Genomic DNA, 16,799 nt, shown 5'->3' with positions numbered 1-16,799 from the left:
CGGAGCGCCGGGCGGACCGACTCGACCTCGTCATCCGATCCGCCGGCCTGTTGCCCGGCGGGCATCCGGTACCCGCTACCGGGCTCAAGCTTGCGGCCGAGCTCGGCCTCGAGTTGAGCCAGCACGTGAGCCGCCAGATCGCACCGAGCGATCTCACGACCGCAGATGTCGTGATCGGGATGTCCCGGGAACACGTTCGCGAGGTGCTGGCGGTCGACCCGACGCTGTGGCCGCGGGTCTTCACCCTCAAGCAGTTCGCACGCTGGTTGTCCGAGCATCCGCGACCGTCAGGCGTCCCGTTGCGCCCGTGGCTGGACGAGGTTGCCGCCGCACGCCCGCGAGATGAGGCCATCGGTGCCGATCCGGGAGACGACATCGCGGACCCCATCGCCTCGCCGATGAGAGCATGGCGGGCGATGGCCGCCCAGGTGGATACCGCGCTCGTCACGATGTTCGACGGGCTCAGAGCAGGCGACGCCAGGGAGGGGCTACCCGACCGCTGAGGAGTCGAGGTCGCGGAGAATCCCGGCGAACTCGCGCCACGATGATCAGAGGGCTGGGATCCGGCCACGTCGACGGTACGACGAGGAAATCGGCCCTTCTCATCATCTCCGGCAATCGGCTCCGCTCGTCACCACCCGCACCTTCGCGGCGAGCGCAGTCGGAAGGCGCCCGGCGGTCGTCGCCGCAAGCGATCGACTGACGCAGACGACCACCTCCATCCCGCCGAGCGTCCGATCCAGCTCCCGCCGCGAATAGCTGCGCAGGATGTCGTTGTGTGCATAGAGCACGACCCGGTGACCGCCGTCGTCGAGAAGAGACGACAACACCGGCAGATTGTGCGCGACGACGATACCCGAGCGACGCAGACGGAGCTCACGGGCGAGCGGACGGATGTACCGAACGGCATTTGTCCGCGCCCTGCCGAGACGCGAGCCGATCACGTCCGCATACCGTTGTGTCCTACCGGGCCGAGGTTCCCCCGGGTACTCGATCGGCAGAGCGGAGTCGTAACGGGGATGCATGGTTGAGCCGTCGACCATCACGTACGGGGGGAAATCAGCGTCGTCGCCGGCCGCCCGCGCGGCCGAGGCCAGCCCGTGCACGACGGAGGGAATCGCGGAGCCGGTTCTCGGAGAGTAGTGATCGCCGGGCGTGATGACATGGATGACGTCTGTACTCATGTGCGAGGTCTCGTGAGGCTACGACCGGGCGGTGCCGTCCACATCGCGGGATCGGCACGGGCTCGATCGCGGGCCTGCATGCCGATGCAGATCCCCGCGACGATCCACAACAGGGATGCCTGACCGGCGACCCAATAGAGGTCGAACTGCGCCTGAACGAAGCGCGTGAGGACGACGGCGAGGCCGACCGTGCCATACACCGGGTCGAGATGAGCGAGCACCCACAGACCGCCCGCGAACATGACGAGGAATCCCACGAGGCCCACCACCCCGGTGGTGGTGAGCACCTCGAACTCTGCATTCGGAGGTTGGAAGAGCGAAGGAAATCGGTCTGTGTACCACCAGCGCATTCCTACTCCGAAGACGGGGGAATGAAGCCAAACATCGACGGACTGGCTGAACCAGGTGAGTCTCTGATGAGCCGAATTGTGGAGGTTGTCGCTTGCCAGCTGCGTGTTCACCTCGCCGACGACATAGAACATCACAGGAATGGCGAGAAGCCAGACCAACCGGCTCCAACTCCCCGCACGACGACGAAACCGGAGCGTCAGGATGAGAAAGCCCACCACGAGAGCGACGAGCCCCTGCCGCGACTGGGCCGCCACGACTCCCAGGATGCACAGTACGACGAGAAGATACGACGTACGTCGCCGCCAGCCGATCCACGGAGGTCGCGCTGCCGCGATGACGGCCGCTGTGGCGAGAGAGCCTCCGATGAAGTTCTTGTGCAGAGACGGGAGGTAGACGGGCTGGAAAGCGCCCGTCCGGAGCAAAGACAGGACGGCGACGACGGCCGCGACGACCCCGATGGCGGCGGACAATATGACATAGGAGGAGAGTGCCGCCCTGGCCGCTCCCGTGAGTCCGACAGCATATCCGACCACCATGCCGCCGAGCACGAGGACAACCTCGTGCACCCACTCGATGAGGTTCTGTGCATACGGATTGAGGATGAGCGTCGGCACCGTCACCGCCAGGTAGACGGTCCCCGACCACAGCAACGGCCGCAGCGCCGCCGACATCCTTCCCCGCACGAGGAACAGGGACACGGCCGTCGCGGCGGCGAGCACCACGTCCGACACGCTGACGATACCGATGACGCGCGTCATCACGAGGCAGGCGGGGATGGCGAGGACGGGGATCGCCCGCGGCTCGACACAGGACACTCCGACGGCGAGCACCGTGACGGCGAGCGCAAGCGCGAGCAAGGCGGCCTGGGCGCTCAGCACGCCGACGATGCCGCCGACGACTGCCACCGTCAACACGCCTGCCAGAAGGACAGCCGTCCGATTCCACCCCATCGCCCGCATAGCGGCAATCGTATCTCTCGGCGGCAAGACTCCCGGGGACAGCTCTCGCGATACGCCGCGCATAGACTGCTGAGCACGAGTTCGTGATGGGGGCATTCGATGAGGGTCTTGCGGGTCGCTCATCATGCTCCTGTATCGGCCTGGCGCCAGCGCGAGCGCGAGTTGCGCCTCCTGGGCGTCGATCTGACGCTGATCTCCGCGAAACGATGGAACGGAGGCGGCCGGATCGTCAGACTCGAACCCGGCGAAGACACCTTCGTCCGGGGCGCGAGAACGATCGGCACCCATCCCAGCGTCTTCCTCTTCGATCCGTTGCCCATCTGGAGAGCACTCGGCGAAGGCCCCGACCTGATTGATCTGCACGAGGAGCCCAACGCCCTCGCGACGGCGGAAGTGCTGACGTTGCGATGGCTGCGACGGAGCCGCGCTCCCTATGTGCTCTACTCCGCCCAGAACATCAGGAAGACCTACCCCTTCCCCTTCCGCATGTTCGAACGGCTCTCACTCCGCGGCGCATCCGCGGCCTATGTCTGCAATCGCGAGGCCGGTGAGATCCTGAACGACAAGGGCTTGGCGGGCAGAGCGGTGTACCTCCCTCTCGGCGTCGACCTCGACGCGTTCGGCGCCGCCGACCGGCCACCTCCCGCTGCCCACGCGGTCATCGGCTACATCGGACGGCTGGAACCGCACAAGGGTGTCGATGTCCTTCTCGACGCCATCGCCCCGCATCCGGAGTGGACGCTGCGGATCACCGGAGACGGCTCCGAACGGAAGGAGCTGACCGATCGGGCTAAGGAGCTCGGTATCGAGCATCGGGTCGAATTCCTCGGCTTCACCGACGGCGCCGGCCTCGGCGCCCGCTATCGGGAGCTCGACGTGCTCGCCGTCCCCTCGCGGCCGACACCCGGCTGGCGCGAGCAGTTCGGACGCGTCGTCGTCGAGGGCATGGCCTCCGGGGTGCCCGTCGTCGCGAGCGCCAGTGGAGCGCTACCCGAGGTGGTAGGAGAAGCGGGAGTCCTCTGCTCTCCCGACGATCCGGCCGATCTCGCGCGTGCCCTCGCGACGGCGCTGGAGCCGCGTCGATGGGCCGAGCTGCGCGAGGCGGGACTGGAACGCGCCCCGTTGTTCGCCTGGAGTCGAGTCGCCGAGGCGCAGGAGCGGCTATACGACCGAATTGTGAGGAGATCGAACGAAGAAATTTCCCGCAGACCGCTGTGCGTGCTCATCGTCGCATTCGGGCCACCAGATGATCTCGACGGATGCTTGGCGACGCTGGACGGCTCCTTTCCCGTGATCGTCGTCGACAACTCCGGTCTCTCCGAGACCAGGTTGGTCGCGGAACGGCACGGTGCACGATATGTGGATGCCAAGCGAAATCGAGGGTTCGCTGCGGGGGTGAACCTCGGTCTTCGGACGGTGCAGGGCGAAGACGAAGACATGGATGTGCTCCTACTCAATCCCGATGCGCGAATCACCGCGGACCAGGTGGAGCTGATGAGCGCAAAGCTCCGTTCCTCGTCGCGGACGGCTGCCGTCGGCGCACGCCAATTCGTTCCGGGCACCACCGCACCGGTCCGAGTCTGGTGGCCATTCCCCACCCCCCTCGGAGCATGGGCAGTCGCTGTCGGCCTTGGGCGTCTGCACATGCGCCACGGGTTCGCCATCGGCTCCGTGCTGCTGCTGCGCTCCGAAGCGCTCAAGGACGTCGGGTGGCTCGATGAACGGTTCTTCCTCTATGCCGAGGAAACCGACTGGCAACTTCGTGCCCGCCAGCGCGGATGGCTGATCGACGTCGCCGACGCGACGGCCATGCACGAAGGGGGTGGTGCGAGCGAGGATCCTCGCGAACGCGAATGGCACTTCTACACGAGCCTCAGGACGTTCATGCTCAAACATCACGGCCCCCGTGGTTGGGAGTCATTCCGACTCGCCAATCTGTTCGGGGCACGGCTGCGTGCGGCGGTATCGACCGGAACGAGGCGCGCCGCCGCGCTACGGCGACGTGATCTCTTCACCAAGGACGGTCTGGACGAGGCGAACCGCCCCGCTTGACCACACGTTCTCTAGCGGATCCGCCACCGGCGTGCAAGCCAGCGCATCCGCCAACGCCAGCGCTGATCGTACGGGACGGTGAGCTCGAGGAGAGCACGCTGATCGCGCGCCGAAAGTCCTGAGCGGTGGAGGTTGTAGAGCAGGTGCTCCACGTTCGGTCCTATCCCGGCGTCCATGTCCGGCATGCCGCCCAGCCGCATTGCCGCTTGCATCGACAGGAACGGCCCGACCATCGGAGAGACCGTCGAGGTGGACTCTGGATGCACACGATACAGCAGCTGTTTCGAATCGACCCTCGGAATCGGCCCGGTGATTCTGGCCAGATTGATGTTGAGCACATGGTCGTCCAGGGCACGCGCGTGCGGAGCGAAGCCGCCCGCCGCGATCGCCGTCTCCCGGTCGTAGAGCACAGCCGTCGTCAGCATCGCGGCTCCCTGCATCAACCGCCCGGCGGAGATCGTCGACACCTCGCCGGACCCGAACGGTTCCGGCGACGAGAACAAATCGTCTTCCGCTCCCGGCGCGATCCAACGCTGGGGCCAGTCGTCGCGACCGTCCCCGATCGCCGCGAGCGCCTCACGATCCGTGACCACGGCGAACGGCAGCTCGGTGGTCGCGACCGCCAGGGCCCCGGTCGTCTCCGCCAGGAGCAGCAGAGTCTCCAACCGCTCACGATGCCACAGATCGTCCTGGTCGACGAAGCCGATCCAGCTGGTGTCCGCGACGGCGAGGCCCCTGTTGCGGGCCACCGCAACCCCGTGATGCTCTTGACGGATCACCCGGGTGACCACTGGATGTGCGGAAGCGACGTCGACGGTCTCATCGGTCGAACCGTCGTCGACGACGATTACGTCGATCGGCCCGACCGTCTGGGCGGCAAGGCTGTCCAGCGTATGTCCGAGGAGCCGTGCACCGTTGTAGGCGGGAATGACGACCGTGGCGATCCGCCGGTCCTCTGTCGCGTTCATGCGGCTCCTCCCGGCAAACGGCGATGCGCCGATAGCATCTCGTTCGGCGTTCGTCCGGACGATCCCCGATCCCGGTCAGTATCCCACGGCTGGCGGCGCTTGGAGCTTCGCCCCGCTGGTGTAGCCTGTCCCCACGCGCAGGGCGTGCGTGGTGAGCCAGTTGGTCGGGGAGCAAACGGACATGCGGGATACTGCCATCTCGACGGTGGGTCTCTCGAAGTCTTACCGCATCGCCTCGGCGCATGAGCGCACCAACCGGATCACCGATGCCGTGCTGAACCGCCTCAGGAACCCGTTCGCCCGTGCGCGGTACGAGACGTTCTCGGCGCTGTTCGACGTCACCGTCGACCTTCCCTGGGGGGAGGCGGTAGGCATCATCGGCCGCAACGGGGCGGGCAAGAGCACCCTGCTCAAGCTGCTCACGCGCATCACGGCGCCGACCTCGGGGCTCATCGACCTCGGGGGGCGGGTCGGATCCCTTCTCGAGGTGGGGACCGGGTTCCATCCCGAGTTGACGGGCCGAGAGAACATCTTCCTCAACGGGGCTCTCCTGGGCATGACGAGGAAGGAGATCATCCGACGGTTCGACGAGATCGTCGAGTTCTCCGGTGTCGCGAGATTCCTCGACACTCCGGTCAAGCGATACTCCTCGGGAATGTACGTGCGCCTCGCGTTCTCCGTGGCGGCTCATCTCGACACCGAGATCCTCGCGATCGACGAGGTACTCGCCGTCGGTGACGCCGAGTTCCAGGCGAAGTCGCTCGCCAAGATGCGCGATGTGGCCAGGGACGGCCGCACAGTGCTCTATGTCAGCCACCAGGCGCAGACGGTGACCGCCCTCTGCACGTCGGCGATGTTCCTGGAGCGGGGGCAGCTCTCCTACCATGGCAGTGTCGACGGCGCCTTCGCCGCATACCGCGACTCGTTCGAGCACTTTCAGACACAGCAACTCGACGCGCACCTGCGACCGGGAACGGGGACGCTGCGGTTCACGCGCGTCGCCGCCGTCCTCCAGACCATCGATCCGCGCGACGACAAGGTCGTGGAGTTCGAGGTCGGCGCGGGGCCGGAGATCGTCGGCAAGTACTTCGTCTCGTGTCACATCAACGACGCCGACGGCAACATCGTGCTGCAATGCGACTCGCGGCTCACCGGGACCTGGTTCGATCCCGCTCGTGAGAATCGTGGAGTCCTCATCATCGCCTCCCCCTGGCTACGTCCCGGCCGCTACACGGTCGACATGTATCTGTGTCAGGCGGGCATCCTCGACGCCTGGGAGGGAGCGGACACGATCGAGGTGCTCCCCTCATCGCCGTATCCGGAGCTCGCCTCCGATGAGGCCCTGGCACACGGGCGTGTGCTCGCCGATTTCCGATACGAGGTGGGCTGATGGTGCGCACGATCATCCGTCCCCCCGGGCGGCTCAACCTCCCCGCCTGGCGCGAGCTGTGGGATGCCCGCGAGGTGTTCTATCGGTTCGGCGTGCGGGACATCGTCCTCCGCTACCGGCAGACCGTCGTCGGACTGGCGTGGGTGATCCTCCAGCCCCTCATCGCCGCCGGCGTCTTCTCCATCGTCTTCGGTCTGGTCGCCAACCTTCCGACGAACGGCATCCCGTACTTCGTCTTCAGCTTCGCGGGGATGCTCGCCTGGAATGCGTTCAACGGCATCGTCACCCGGTCGTCCGGCTCCCTCGTCGCGAACCAGTCGCTCGTGTCGCGAGTCTTCTTCCCGAGGATGCTCGTGCCCCTCTCCAGCATCATCTCGGTGTTGCTCGACTTCGCCGTCGCCTTCGCGATGTTCGTCGTCCTGCTGATCGTGTTCCGCATCAACCCGGGCTGGCCGGTATTGCTGACACCGGTGTGGCTGCTTCTCACGGTCCTATTGGCGTCGGGGGTGGGCATCGCGGCGTCGGCTCTCACCGTGAAATACCGCGACATCGCCTATGTGCTGCCCTGGCTTCTGCAGATCCTCCTCTACGCGACCCCGATCGCCTACTCGATCAGCGCGGTTCCCGTCGGCCTCACCTGGTTGTTCGAGCTGAATCCGCTCACCTGGCTGATGGAGGTCTTTCGGTGGTCGCTGCTCGGACAGGACCTCGCCGAGCCCTGGCAGGTCGTCGCATTGATCGTGACCTCTCTCGCGGTGTTCGGCGGTGGGGTTCTCGTCTTTCAGAAGATGGAACGCGGATTCGCCGACGTCATCTGATCGACCGCAGCCGGGGCTCACCCCCATCGTGCGGCCATCCGTTGGAGAGACCGGGGGGCAGGCCCGAACGAGCGGGCCAGGTAAGCCGCCACCGCCCAGCCGATGACAGCGGCCATGCGGATCCGATCCCTCCCGGAGCGATCACGGAGTCCGGAGACGCCCCGACGACGCAGAAACCGCCATCGCGAGGGGATGTTCCCTCCGATGAGACGATTGAAGAGGAGTCCGTTCCGCACATAGTAGAAGGTGCCCAGGGGGGCTGCGGCGCCACGGAACGATGCCGACACGGCATGCAGGATCCGCACGTCGCAGACCACCGCGAGCCCGACTCCCCTCGCCACCGCTCGCACGCTCCATTCGGAGTCCTCGAAGTCGAGGAAGAAGCGCTCGTCGAACAGCCCAACGTGTCGCCACACCGCCGCCGACGCGGTCACGCAGCATCCGGAGAGGACCGCGGACGGCCGCAGACCGGCCTGGCAGCTCCCCAGGTTCACCGGCGCGACGTGGTGGGGAAACCCGAGCTCTCGGTCGATGACGCCCTCGCCGAACCAGATCTCGTGCGGAGAGTCCCTGTACATCACTTCAGGGCTCACCGCGAGCCCTCGTGCAGCCGCCTCTCGCAACGCCCGCATGGCCCCCTCCGGGATGACCGTGTCGTTGTTGAGCACCGTCACGCAGCTCGCACCTCGATCCAGCGCCCAGCGGATGCCCCGGTTCATGCCTCCCGAGAAACCGAGGTTCGTGCCGGTCTGCAGCGTCGAGACGGACGGCCACGCAGATCGCACGGCCTCGAGAGTCCCGTCGGACGAGCCGTTGTCGACCACAAGGACCGTCACCTCCGGTGATCCGTTGACAAGCGAGCCCACACAGCCCAGGGTATCGTCGCGACCGTTCCAGGAGAGCACAACAACGACGTGCAGGAGGCTACCGTCGGTTGCACCGGATACGGACACGACGGTGCCGTGATCGTCAGTCAACGAGCTCAGCCGACAGCGGGCGTCTGGCGAGTCGTGGCCAGAGAGCGGATGAGAGCGGATGGATGTTACGCTGCAGCCGCCAGGTGAGCGGCGTGGGCCACCAGCGGAGCCAGTAATAGAGACCGAACCGGGCATCGCCCGTGTGACCCCACGATCTGAGCTTTCGACGGATGTCGACGGGCGAGCGGGCCCACGAGTTGTGGATGATCGCCTGGTCGTGTTTCAGTCCCGACCAGCGATGCTCGCCCGGCTCCGGCTGACGACGCAGTTGCAGCGATCTGTGGTCGCCCATGACGTGGGCGCGGAGGAACTCTCCCTCGACCCTCCTGGAGTAGACCAGGGTCGCCTCCGGCCGGATGGCGATGGGGCCGGGGAAGTCGTAGACGGGATTGCCGTCCGCCGCGACGACCTCGTAGACCGCGCTGCTGGTGCGCCGGTACAGCACCCGCATCGGCCATTCCAGAGCGACCGCTCCGCGCGCCTCTGCCACGTCCAGGGCCGTCTCGAGGATCTCGAGATCGGGCATCCACTCGTCATTGTCGATCTGGAGGACCCAGTCGACGGATCCGCGCAGTTCGTCGATGGCCCGTCGGCGCTGCGCTGTCTCGGCACGCATCGGATCGGCGGCATCTATCCACTCGCCCTCCACCACGCGCATGATCGAGCGATGGTCGATGGATGTGATCACGGCCAAGGCCTCGGCCACGGGAATCATCACGCCGGTCCAGCCCCGCGAATCGCGGGGAACGACGACAACGAGCTCGGAGAGCAGCGGATAGTACCGACCGAGACTCTTCGCAAGCCAGTCGGTGTCGCCCGGCAGGACATACGCTCCCAGTCGCCGCACAGGCATACTCCCCTCCGCAGTCATTCTAGGGCGACCACCGAGGATCCCGGTGGTGTCGCGGAACCGGTCTCGCGGCAGGTGCCATCGGATAGGATCGGCGGGAACAGGGACAGCGGGGCGATCCGTACCGCGGGCATCCCGGAACAGGAACAATCGGGGGGATCGTGGAGCTTCGCGGTGGAGAGCCAGTGCTGCCGGACGCCGTCCGCGAGATCGCGTCCCACGACTCGTCTGCCGAACGATGACGACGCCCGCAGCTCGCGCAGTGGCGTTCTACCTGCCGCAGTTTCATCCGATTCCGGAGAACAATGCCTGGTGGGGCCCGGGGTTCACCGAATGGACCAACGCGGCGAAGGCCCGTCCCCTGTTCCGCGGACACGTGCAACCGCACCTTCCCGCCGACCTGGGCTTCTACGACCTGCGCCTGCCCGAAGCGCGCGAGGCCCAAGCGAACCTCGCGGCGGAGTACGGCATCGAGGCGTTCTGCTATTGGCACTATTGGTTCGGTGCCGGCTCGCGCATCCTCGAACGTCCCTTCAGCGAGGTCATGGCTTCGGGATCACCGGATCTGAAATTCGTCCTCGGGTGGGCGAATCAATCGTGGACCGGCATCTGGCACGCCGCAGAGAACCGGATGCTGCGAGAACAGACCTATCCGGGCCCGGAGGACGATCAGCTGCATTTCGACACCATCCTCGAGGCGTTCAAAGATCCCCGCTATCTTCGGGTCGACGACAAGCCGGTGTTCTATGTGTTCCGGCCCGAGGAGCTTCCCGATGCCTCGGCCTTCGTGGACCGCTGGCAGGGCATGGCGCGCGCGGCTGGTCTCGAGGGCCTCTATCTCGTCGCCGAGGTGAGCGATCTTCTGGGGGGGGGACCCCGCTATGCCTCCCTGGCGGAGGATGGGTTCGACTCGGGCGTCTACGTCCGTCTCCCGGCCCGCCAGACGGGATTCGATGTCCTCCGGATGCGGGTCGGTCGCAAGCTGGGCGCGCCGGAGCGGTATCCGTACTCCACCGATCCCGCGATCTGGGACCCGGTGCGCCATAATCCCCGGCTTCAGCCAAGCGTGTATCCGAACTGGGACAACACCCCTCGCTCCGGCAATCGAGGCCTGGTGCTCACCGGATCGCTGCCGGAGAAATTCGGACACAACGTGCACACGGCCGCGAGCACCCTGGCGGAAAGGCCACCCCAGGAACGCCTGCTCTGGATCAAGTCGTGGAACGAGTGGGCGGAGGGCAACTACCTCGAGCCGGATCTCGAACACGGCCGGGCGTGGCTGGAGGCACTCAAGCGGGGGCTCGAAGCATCGTGAGTGCAGCCACGGACACGCGTCCGCTGCGGATAGCCATGATCTCCTACTACCTGCCGAGCGGAAGTAAGATCGGCGTCGGCTACCAGGTGCACGAACTCGCCACCGAGCTCACCAGGCGCGGACATCACGTCGACGTGTTCAGCGACTGCCCGCCTGTCGAGGGCGCCTCGTACGGGCACCGGCACATCCGGCTGACGGGACGGCTGCGCACGTTCCGGTTCGCGACGGAACTGAGAAAGGTCGATTTCGGCTCGTACGATGTGCTCCACGCCCACGGAGACGACTATTGGATGTGGCGACGGCGGGTGCCTCGGCACATCCGCACCCTCCACGGTTCGTGCTTCGAGGAGGCGATCAGGATCAGGGGGTTCGTGGCCCGCCTGCGCATGGTGCTGCTGGGATTCAGCGAGGTGCTGGCGAGCATCGTCGCCGACGAGACCGTGGTCGTCTCCCCTGCCACCCGGAGATGGTACCCGTGGGTTCGACGGGTCATCCCGAACGGCGTGGACGCCGAACGTTTCACCCCGGTCCCTGGCAGGCGCGCGACCGTGCCCACCGTGCTGTTCGTCGGCACCTGGGCGAACCGCAAGCGCGGCCGAGCACTCGCACAGGTCTTCTCCCAGCAGGTCGCGCCCGTGCTTCCCGATGCCCGGCTGGAGATGATCTGCCGTGATGCCCCGGCCGAGCCCGGCCAGGGCGTGCACGTGCTCGGCGAAGTCAGCGACGCCGCGATGGTGGAGGCCTATCAGAGGGCGTGGGCATTCTGCCTTCCGTCGAGCTACGAGGGCTTCGGCGTCCCCTATGTCGAGGCGATGGCCGCGGGTGTCCCCGTCGTCGCCACGCCGAACGTCGGTTCCCGGTACGTCACCCGGCACGGACGAGACGGCCGGCTCGTCGAGATGGATGACCTCGGTGCCGCCATCGTCGACCTCCTACGCGACGAGCCCGAACGTGACCGGCTTGCACGGCTCGGCAGACACAGGGTGGAGGAGGCCTTCTCGCTGAGTCGGATCGTCGATGCGTACGAGAGGCTCTACCGGGGGAACGCGGATGGGCGCTGACCTGCACGTGCTGCACGTCGTGTGCAGCGACGGGTTCGCCGGCGTCGAGCGCCACGTGCTCACCTCGGCTCTCGCGCTCCGGGCGGCCGGGCTGCAGGTCAGCGTCATCGGGGGCGCCCCGGACATGATGCGTGAGCCGCTCGAATCGGCCGACGTGCTCTGGCGCCCGGCGGCCACGATATGGGAGGCCGCCTCCGCCGCTCGCGGCCTCCGGCCGGTCGACATCGTGAACACCCACATGACCGCAGCCGACCTCGCCGGTGTGCTGATCGGCGCCTCCGTGCATGCCCCGGTGGTGAGCACGCGGCATTTCGCCGCGCACCGAGGACGGAATGGCGTGAGCCGGGCCGCGTTCGGTCTCCTCCGCGTCCGCATCGCTGCCCAGATCGCCGTCTCACAATTCGTGGCAGACCGGATCGAGGGCCCCAGCGAGGTCGTTCGTGCGGGTGTCAGCGATCTCGGGCCGATTCCCGGCCTCCGCGAGAGGACCGTTCTCATTGCGCAGCGCCTCGAGGCCGAGAAGGAGACGGCGGTCGCGATCGAAGCGTGGGCGCTTCTCGGCGAGGCACGGCAGGATTGGCGCCTCGACATCCTCGGGCGGGGATCGCAACGAGAGGCTCTGGAACGACTGGCACAGGAACGGGGATTGGCCGAATCCGTCCAGTTCGCCGGCTTCCGAACCGATGTCGACGAGTGGATGCGACGGGCGTCGATCCTGGTCGCGACGGCCCCCCTCGAGCCATACGGGCTCGGCGTTCTCGAGGCGATGGCGCTGGCACTGCCAGTCGTCGCAACAGCCTCCGCGGGGCATTTGGAGACCGTGGGAGCCGTGCCGGGAGCCGCCCTGTACCCGTCCGGCGACGCGGGGGCCTTGGCCGCCCACCTCGCCGCTCTCATCGACGACGAGGGCGGACGAGGGGCCTACGGGCGATCCCTGCGCACCCGGCAACGCGAGAGCTTCACGCTCGAGCAGCAGACCGAGGCGACGATCCGCGTCTACGAGAAGGTGCGGTATCGATGACCACGATCGTGGTGTGCTCGTTGGAGTCGTGGGACGGGGTCTGGCGGCGCAATCAGCACCTCGTCCACCGGCTGCTCAACGCCGATCCCCGGCTGCGGGTGCTTTTTATCGAGCCGTCACCCGATCCCATTCACGAGGTTCTCTCCAGACGACGACCACGACGTGGGAGCGGAGCGCGGAGCATCGACGGATACGACGGCCGGCTCGTCGCGCTCGAGGCGACCAAGTGGCTGCCGCGCGCCATCGGCCGGCTGTCGGATGTTCTCCTTCGACGCCAGGCGACGCAGACGCTTGATGCCCTCGGCTGGCGTCCTGATCTGCTCTGGGTGAACGATCCGAAGTGGCGGGGCCTCGCCGGCGCGGAGGGCTGGCCGACGCTCTACGACATCACGGACGACTGGGTGCGAGCGTCACGGGGAAGCCGTCAGCGGGCCACCATCATCGAGGACGATGCGGCGCTGCTCGACCTCAGCGAGGTGGTGGTGGTGTGCTCGCCCGATCTCGAGAAGGTCAAGGGCGCGGTACGACCCGTCGTGCTCATCCCCAATGCCGTGGACCTCGACGCCTACCGCGCGCCAGTCCTCCCCTCACCCGACGATCTCCCGGCAGGACCGGTGGCACTCTATGCGGGAACCCTGCACGAGGATCGGCTCGATGTGCCGCTCGTGCTCGAGACGGCGGACGCCGTCGCGGAGAAGGACGGACGCGTCGTCCTGATCGGCCCGAACGCGCTCGGCCCGGGCAATGCAGAGGCCCTTCGCGCCCATCCGTCCGTCCGTCTTCTCGGGTCCCGACGTTTCGACACCGTCCCCTCCTATCTGGTCCGGGCGGATGTCCTCATCGTCCCTCACGCTGTCACCGATTTCACCGAAAGCCTCGATCCCATCAAGCTCTACGAATACCTCGCGTCTGGTCGTCCGATCGTGAGCACTCCCGTGGCGGGTTTCCGCCAGGCCACGGCACAGGCCGAGCTGTGGATCGCCGCACCCGACGAGTTCGCACACACCGTTCTCGATGTGGCCTCGCCCCGGCGCTCGTCGGTCCTGCGGGAAGGGATCCCGGACTGGACTGATCGCGCAGCCGCCTTCCGCGCCGAGATCGACCGGGCCATCGACGACCCGCCCAGGCACCGGGTAAGTCGATGACGTTCGACGGCGAGCACAACGCGCTCGGCATCCGTGTCCACCGCTCTGCTATCGACCGTGTCCCCGGGCAAGGGCGTCCACGCACAGATCCAGGCTCGGGTAATGCACCTTCGCGCCCGGCTCTCCGAGTCGTGTGACCTCGAATCGTCGTTCCCCGACCCGTTCCACGAATCCGATGACCGAGAGCCCGTCGCTCTCCGGCCTGTTCCGGTCACTGACCCGCCATTCGTGATCCGACAGCCGAACGACGTCGATGAGCACCTCACCCGTCTCGTTGTGCCTGTCCTGCACGATTGCCTCCGCCCTTTTGAGTCCTCACTTCCCAGTTTCGCCGTCATCCGGGAAATCCGAGTGATGATCGGACATTTCGCGACTCATTCCGGTCGCATCCGATCCAGGATGGCTGGCAGCTCTGCCAGAAGCTCCCGCGCGAGAAAACCCACCGGCCCGATCCTCGTCGCCAGCAGGTCGCCCGCGGTGGCGTGCAGGTAGGTGCCCCACACCGCGGCCTGCTCCGGGATCGCGCCTCGTGCGGCGAGTCCGGCAACGGCGCCAGCCAGAACGTCGCCGCTCCCGGAGGTCGCGAGACCGACCGTCCCCGTGCTCACCGACCACGGCCGGGCGCCCGGTGCGGCGATCACGTTGTGGCAGCTGATCACCGCGCCGTAGAGACGCGCCAGCGAGGGAATCTCCTCCACCAGATCGCCGACCGGATGCCCCGCCAGTCTTTCCGCCTCGCTCAGGTTGGGCGTCAGGATCAGCCGACCTGCGAGCGCCCGTGCCACCTCCGGTGCCTCCGACAGAACCCCGAGCGCAAAGGCGTCGAGCACCACCGTGGCCCCGCTCCGGACCAGTTCGGGCAGCGCCAGAAGAAGGGCGAGAGTCTCGTCCAGATCGTCGAGGCCCGGGCCGACGAGGATCGTATCCGCGTGACCGAGGTCGTCGGCGGCGGCACGGATGCCGGCCCCGCGGACGTGGCGCGCGTCGGTCTCCTCCAACGACACCACGCCGCACTCCGGAAGGGCGACGGCGATCTGGCCGGCGATCGAGGCGCCGACCGCGAGGGTCAGCCTCCCCGCGCCCACCCGGAGCGCGGCCTCTCCCGCGAGCAGCGCGGCACCCGGTGAGCGGGGAGCGCCACCGACGACAACGATCTGCCCGCGGCTGTATTTCGATCCCGACGGGATCGGCAGGGGCCATTCCCGCAGCGCCTGCGGCGTCACCTCCCTGACCCGACCTCCTGCCTCAGTGGATGGCGACATCCTGATCCCCCGGATGCGCCGTTCTCGGAACACCCTCTCGAGCGACATGGTCGTCGTTCGAGAACTCCTCCAGCGACCAGATCCCGAAACCAGACGGCCGCGACAACCTCGTGACGGAGGCATTGGTCACCGTGTGCGTGCGCGAAAAGGCGAGCAGCTCCGGCTCGGTCAGGCCGGTGCACACGTAGAGGAAGAGCATGACGACCGCATCGTGGGCGACGACGAGCACCCGTCCTCGATCGTCCCGGTGGTCCAGATCGCCGAGGAAGGACCGCACCCGCAGGGCGACATCCGCCCAGGACTCGCCTCCCGGTGGCCGGTAGTAGAACTTTCCCAGCCACCGCCGCCTCCTGGCCTCCTCGGGAAGGCGGCTCTCCACGCCCGCGGAGGTCAACAGGTCCAGGATGCCGAGCTCGCGGTCCCGCAGGCGTTCGTCGATCCGGATCGGCAGGTCGAACCCGGCCTGCTCCTGGGCGATCGCGGCCGTCTGCTGAGCACGCAGGTACGGAGACGACCACAGACCGTCGAGGACCGGGCCGGTCTCCAGGAGCCGGCGTCCCAGGGCACCGGCCTGCCGCCGGCCGATCGGCGACAGCGGCACATCGGCGTCCGGTTGATCCACCTCGATCGTCATCGCCCCCTCCGCCTCCGCCCGCGACGCGGCGGCATTCGCCGTGCTCTCCCCGTGACGAACCAGCCAGAGCTCGGTGGCGCCCATCCGCGTGTGGCTCATGCCGCGAGGCGCGGTCCGGCCGACGTCGAGCCCCCGCTGGGGAAGTCGGGAACCTCCTGCACCGACACCTCGAATGGACCTCTCAACGCGACTGCCTTCATGGCGGCTCCTCTGCCATTCTCCGTTTCTCTCCTTCCAGTTCAGCCCGGACGGAGCGGCACGACAAGGGCTTCCGTCGAGGGCATCGTGGCGTACTATCCGCTCGGTCGTCTGCCTAGGCCCGTCGATGCGCCGCGAGAGCGGCAATCACCTCGTCGTCGGTCGTCTGCCGAAAGTCGGAGTACCAGGGCCCGACGGCATGGAACGGGGACGGCGTCTCGACGGGCGTCCCACTCGCGGTGACGTCGAAGGCGTCAGGCCTGGAAGTAGAAGTGGGTGTGGAGCTTGCAGCCCGGGTTGAACGGCGCGGCGCAGGCCGGGCAGACATCCGCGTCGAGGTATTCCGCGATGGTCAGCCGATGCCAGCACAGCCCGCAGACCACCGCCCTCTCGTCGCGAGAATCCACCGGCCACTGTGCGGCAGGATGATCGGCGGTCTCCGCATGGCAGAGGTGACAGGGATAGAACTCGCCGCAGCAGGCGAACCTGATCGCGATGACGTCGAGCGGCGTCCTGTAGTGGATGCAGCGGGTCTCCTCGTCGACCACGGGGCCGAGGATGCGCACCCGGGCTTCGTTCACCGCACACCCCGAGCGATGAGGGCGTCTCCGAGC

General features: G+C 67.2%; 17 protein-coding genes. 8 read left to right on the top strand and 9 right to left on the bottom strand.

Annotation, left to right across the window (positions count from 1 at the left end):
• Nucleotides 1-503 (top strand): hypothetical protein (locus VGC18_RS12185; RefSeq protein ID WP_331097729.1); only part of this gene is annotated, 503 nt, incomplete at its 5' end.
• A gap of 102 nt (nt 504-605) precedes the next feature.
• On the opposite strand, the gene VGC18_RS12180 is transcribed toward VGC18_RS12185, so the two are convergent.
• Nucleotides 606-1,184, bottom strand: a complete 579-nt coding sequence (locus tag VGC18_RS12180) for a hypothetical protein (protein ID WP_331097727.1) — start codon at nt 1,182-1,184, stop codon at nt 606-608.
• Nucleotides 1,181-2,440 (bottom strand): O-antigen ligase family protein, encoded by a 1,260-nt coding sequence (locus tag VGC18_RS12175; protein WP_331097725.1) that lies wholly within the window; start codon nt 2,438-2,440, stop codon nt 1,181-1,183. The genes VGC18_RS12180 and VGC18_RS12175 overlap by 4 nt, the downstream gene beginning before the upstream one ends.
• 153 nt (nt 2,441-2,593) lie before the next feature.
• Between VGC18_RS12175 and VGC18_RS12170 the strand changes: the two genes are divergently transcribed.
• A complete protein-coding gene (locus VGC18_RS12170; RefSeq protein WP_331097723.1) occupies nt 2,594-4,546 on the top strand; it encodes a glycosyltransferase in 1,953 nt (650 codons plus the stop codon).
• Nucleotides 4,547-4,557: 11 nt separating this feature from the next.
• Here VGC18_RS12170 and VGC18_RS12165 read toward each other — a convergent pair whose 3' ends face one another.
• The gene (locus VGC18_RS12165; RefSeq protein WP_331097721.1) at nt 4,558-5,514 is read right to left on the bottom strand and encodes a glycosyltransferase family A protein; all 957 of its coding nucleotides are present in this window, start codon (nt 5,512-5,514) and stop codon (nt 4,558-4,560) included.
• Nucleotides 5,515-5,695: 181 nt separating this feature from the next.
• On the opposite strand from VGC18_RS12165, the gene VGC18_RS12160 reads away from it, so the two are divergent.
• A complete protein-coding gene (locus tag VGC18_RS12160) occupies nt 5,696-6,904 on the top strand; it encodes a polysaccharide ABC transporter ATP-binding protein (protein ID WP_331097719.1) in 1,209 nt (402 codons plus the stop codon).
• On the top strand, nt 6,904-7,722 hold the full coding sequence (locus tag VGC18_RS12155) for an ABC transporter permease (RefSeq protein WP_331097717.1): 819 nt from the start codon (nt 6,904-6,906) through the stop codon (nt 7,720-7,722). Before VGC18_RS12160 ends, VGC18_RS12155 begins: the two co-directional genes overlap by 1 nt.
• 17 nt (nt 7,723-7,739) lie before the next feature.
• Here the strand turns inward: VGC18_RS12155 and VGC18_RS12150 are convergent, their stop codons facing one another.
• Together VGC18_RS12150 and VGC18_RS12145 are read right to left on the bottom strand one after the other, a co-directional pair.
• Entirely contained in the window at nt 7,740-8,627 is an 888-nt protein-coding gene (locus VGC18_RS12150) for a glycosyltransferase family 2 protein (RefSeq protein WP_331097731.1), read from the bottom strand.
• Nucleotides 8,628-8,691: 64 nt separating this feature from the next.
• Nucleotides 8,692-9,552, bottom strand: a complete 861-nt coding sequence (locus VGC18_RS12145) for a hypothetical protein (RefSeq protein ID WP_331097715.1) — start codon at nt 9,550-9,552, stop codon at nt 8,692-8,694.
• 235 nt (nt 9,553-9,787) lie between these two features.
• On the opposite strand from VGC18_RS12145, the gene VGC18_RS12140 reads away from it, so the two are divergent.
• The 4 genes from VGC18_RS12140 to VGC18_RS12125 are packed head-to-tail and all read left to right on the top strand — an operon-like array spanning nt 9,788 to nt 14,091.
• On the top strand, nt 9,788-10,864 hold the full coding sequence (locus VGC18_RS12140) for a glycoside hydrolase family 99-like domain-containing protein (protein ID WP_331097713.1): 1,077 nt from the start codon (nt 9,788-9,790) through the stop codon (nt 10,862-10,864).
• Complete coding sequence (locus tag VGC18_RS12135; protein WP_331097711.1) at nt 10,861-11,925, top strand: glycosyltransferase family 4 protein; 1,065 nt, start codon at nt 10,861-10,863, stop codon at nt 11,923-11,925. Before VGC18_RS12140 ends, VGC18_RS12135 begins: the two co-directional genes overlap by 4 nt.
• The gene (locus tag VGC18_RS12130; protein WP_331097709.1) at nt 11,915-12,946 is read left to right on the top strand and encodes a glycosyltransferase family 4 protein; all 1,032 of its coding nucleotides are present in this window, start codon (nt 11,915-11,917) and stop codon (nt 12,944-12,946) included. The genes VGC18_RS12135 and VGC18_RS12130 overlap by 11 nt, the downstream gene beginning before the upstream one ends.
• Nucleotides 12,943-14,091, top strand: a complete 1,149-nt coding sequence (locus tag VGC18_RS12125; RefSeq protein ID WP_331097707.1) for a glycosyltransferase — start codon at nt 12,943-12,945, stop codon at nt 14,089-14,091. Before VGC18_RS12130 ends, VGC18_RS12125 begins: the two co-directional genes overlap by 4 nt.
• Before the next feature lie 48 nt (nt 14,092-14,139).
• Here the strand turns inward: VGC18_RS12125 and VGC18_RS12120 are convergent, their stop codons facing one another.
• The 4 genes from VGC18_RS12120 to VGC18_RS12105 form a co-directional block, all read right to left on the bottom strand.
• The gene (locus tag VGC18_RS12120) at nt 14,140-14,382 is read right to left on the bottom strand and encodes a hypothetical protein (RefSeq protein ID WP_331097705.1); all 243 of its coding nucleotides are present in this window, start codon (nt 14,380-14,382) and stop codon (nt 14,140-14,142) included.
• Between the two features lie 83 nt (nt 14,383-14,465).
• Nucleotides 14,466-15,353 (bottom strand): NAD(P)H-hydrate dehydratase, encoded by an 888-nt coding sequence (locus tag VGC18_RS12115; protein WP_331097703.1) that lies wholly within the window; start codon nt 15,351-15,353, stop codon nt 14,466-14,468.
• The gene (locus VGC18_RS12110) at nt 15,337-16,086 is read right to left on the bottom strand and encodes a histidine phosphatase family protein (RefSeq protein WP_331097701.1); all 750 of its coding nucleotides are present in this window, start codon (nt 16,084-16,086) and stop codon (nt 15,337-15,339) included. Before VGC18_RS12110 ends, VGC18_RS12115 begins: the two co-directional genes overlap by 17 nt.
• Nucleotides 16,087-16,439: 353 nt before the next feature.
• Complete coding sequence (locus tag VGC18_RS12105; protein WP_331097699.1) at nt 16,440-16,766, bottom strand: CHY zinc finger protein; 327 nt, start codon at nt 16,764-16,766, stop codon at nt 16,440-16,442.
• Nucleotides 16,767-16,799 lie beyond the last annotated feature (33 nt).

This window comes from Lacisediminihabitans sp. (genome assembly GCF_036404185.1).
In the GTDB taxonomy this organism is placed as follows: Bacteria; Actinomycetota; Actinomycetes; order Actinomycetales; family Microbacteriaceae; genus Lacisediminihabitans.
The sequence above is the reverse complement of the archived record's forward strand: the minus strand, read 5'-3'. Positions and strand labels throughout refer to the sequence as shown.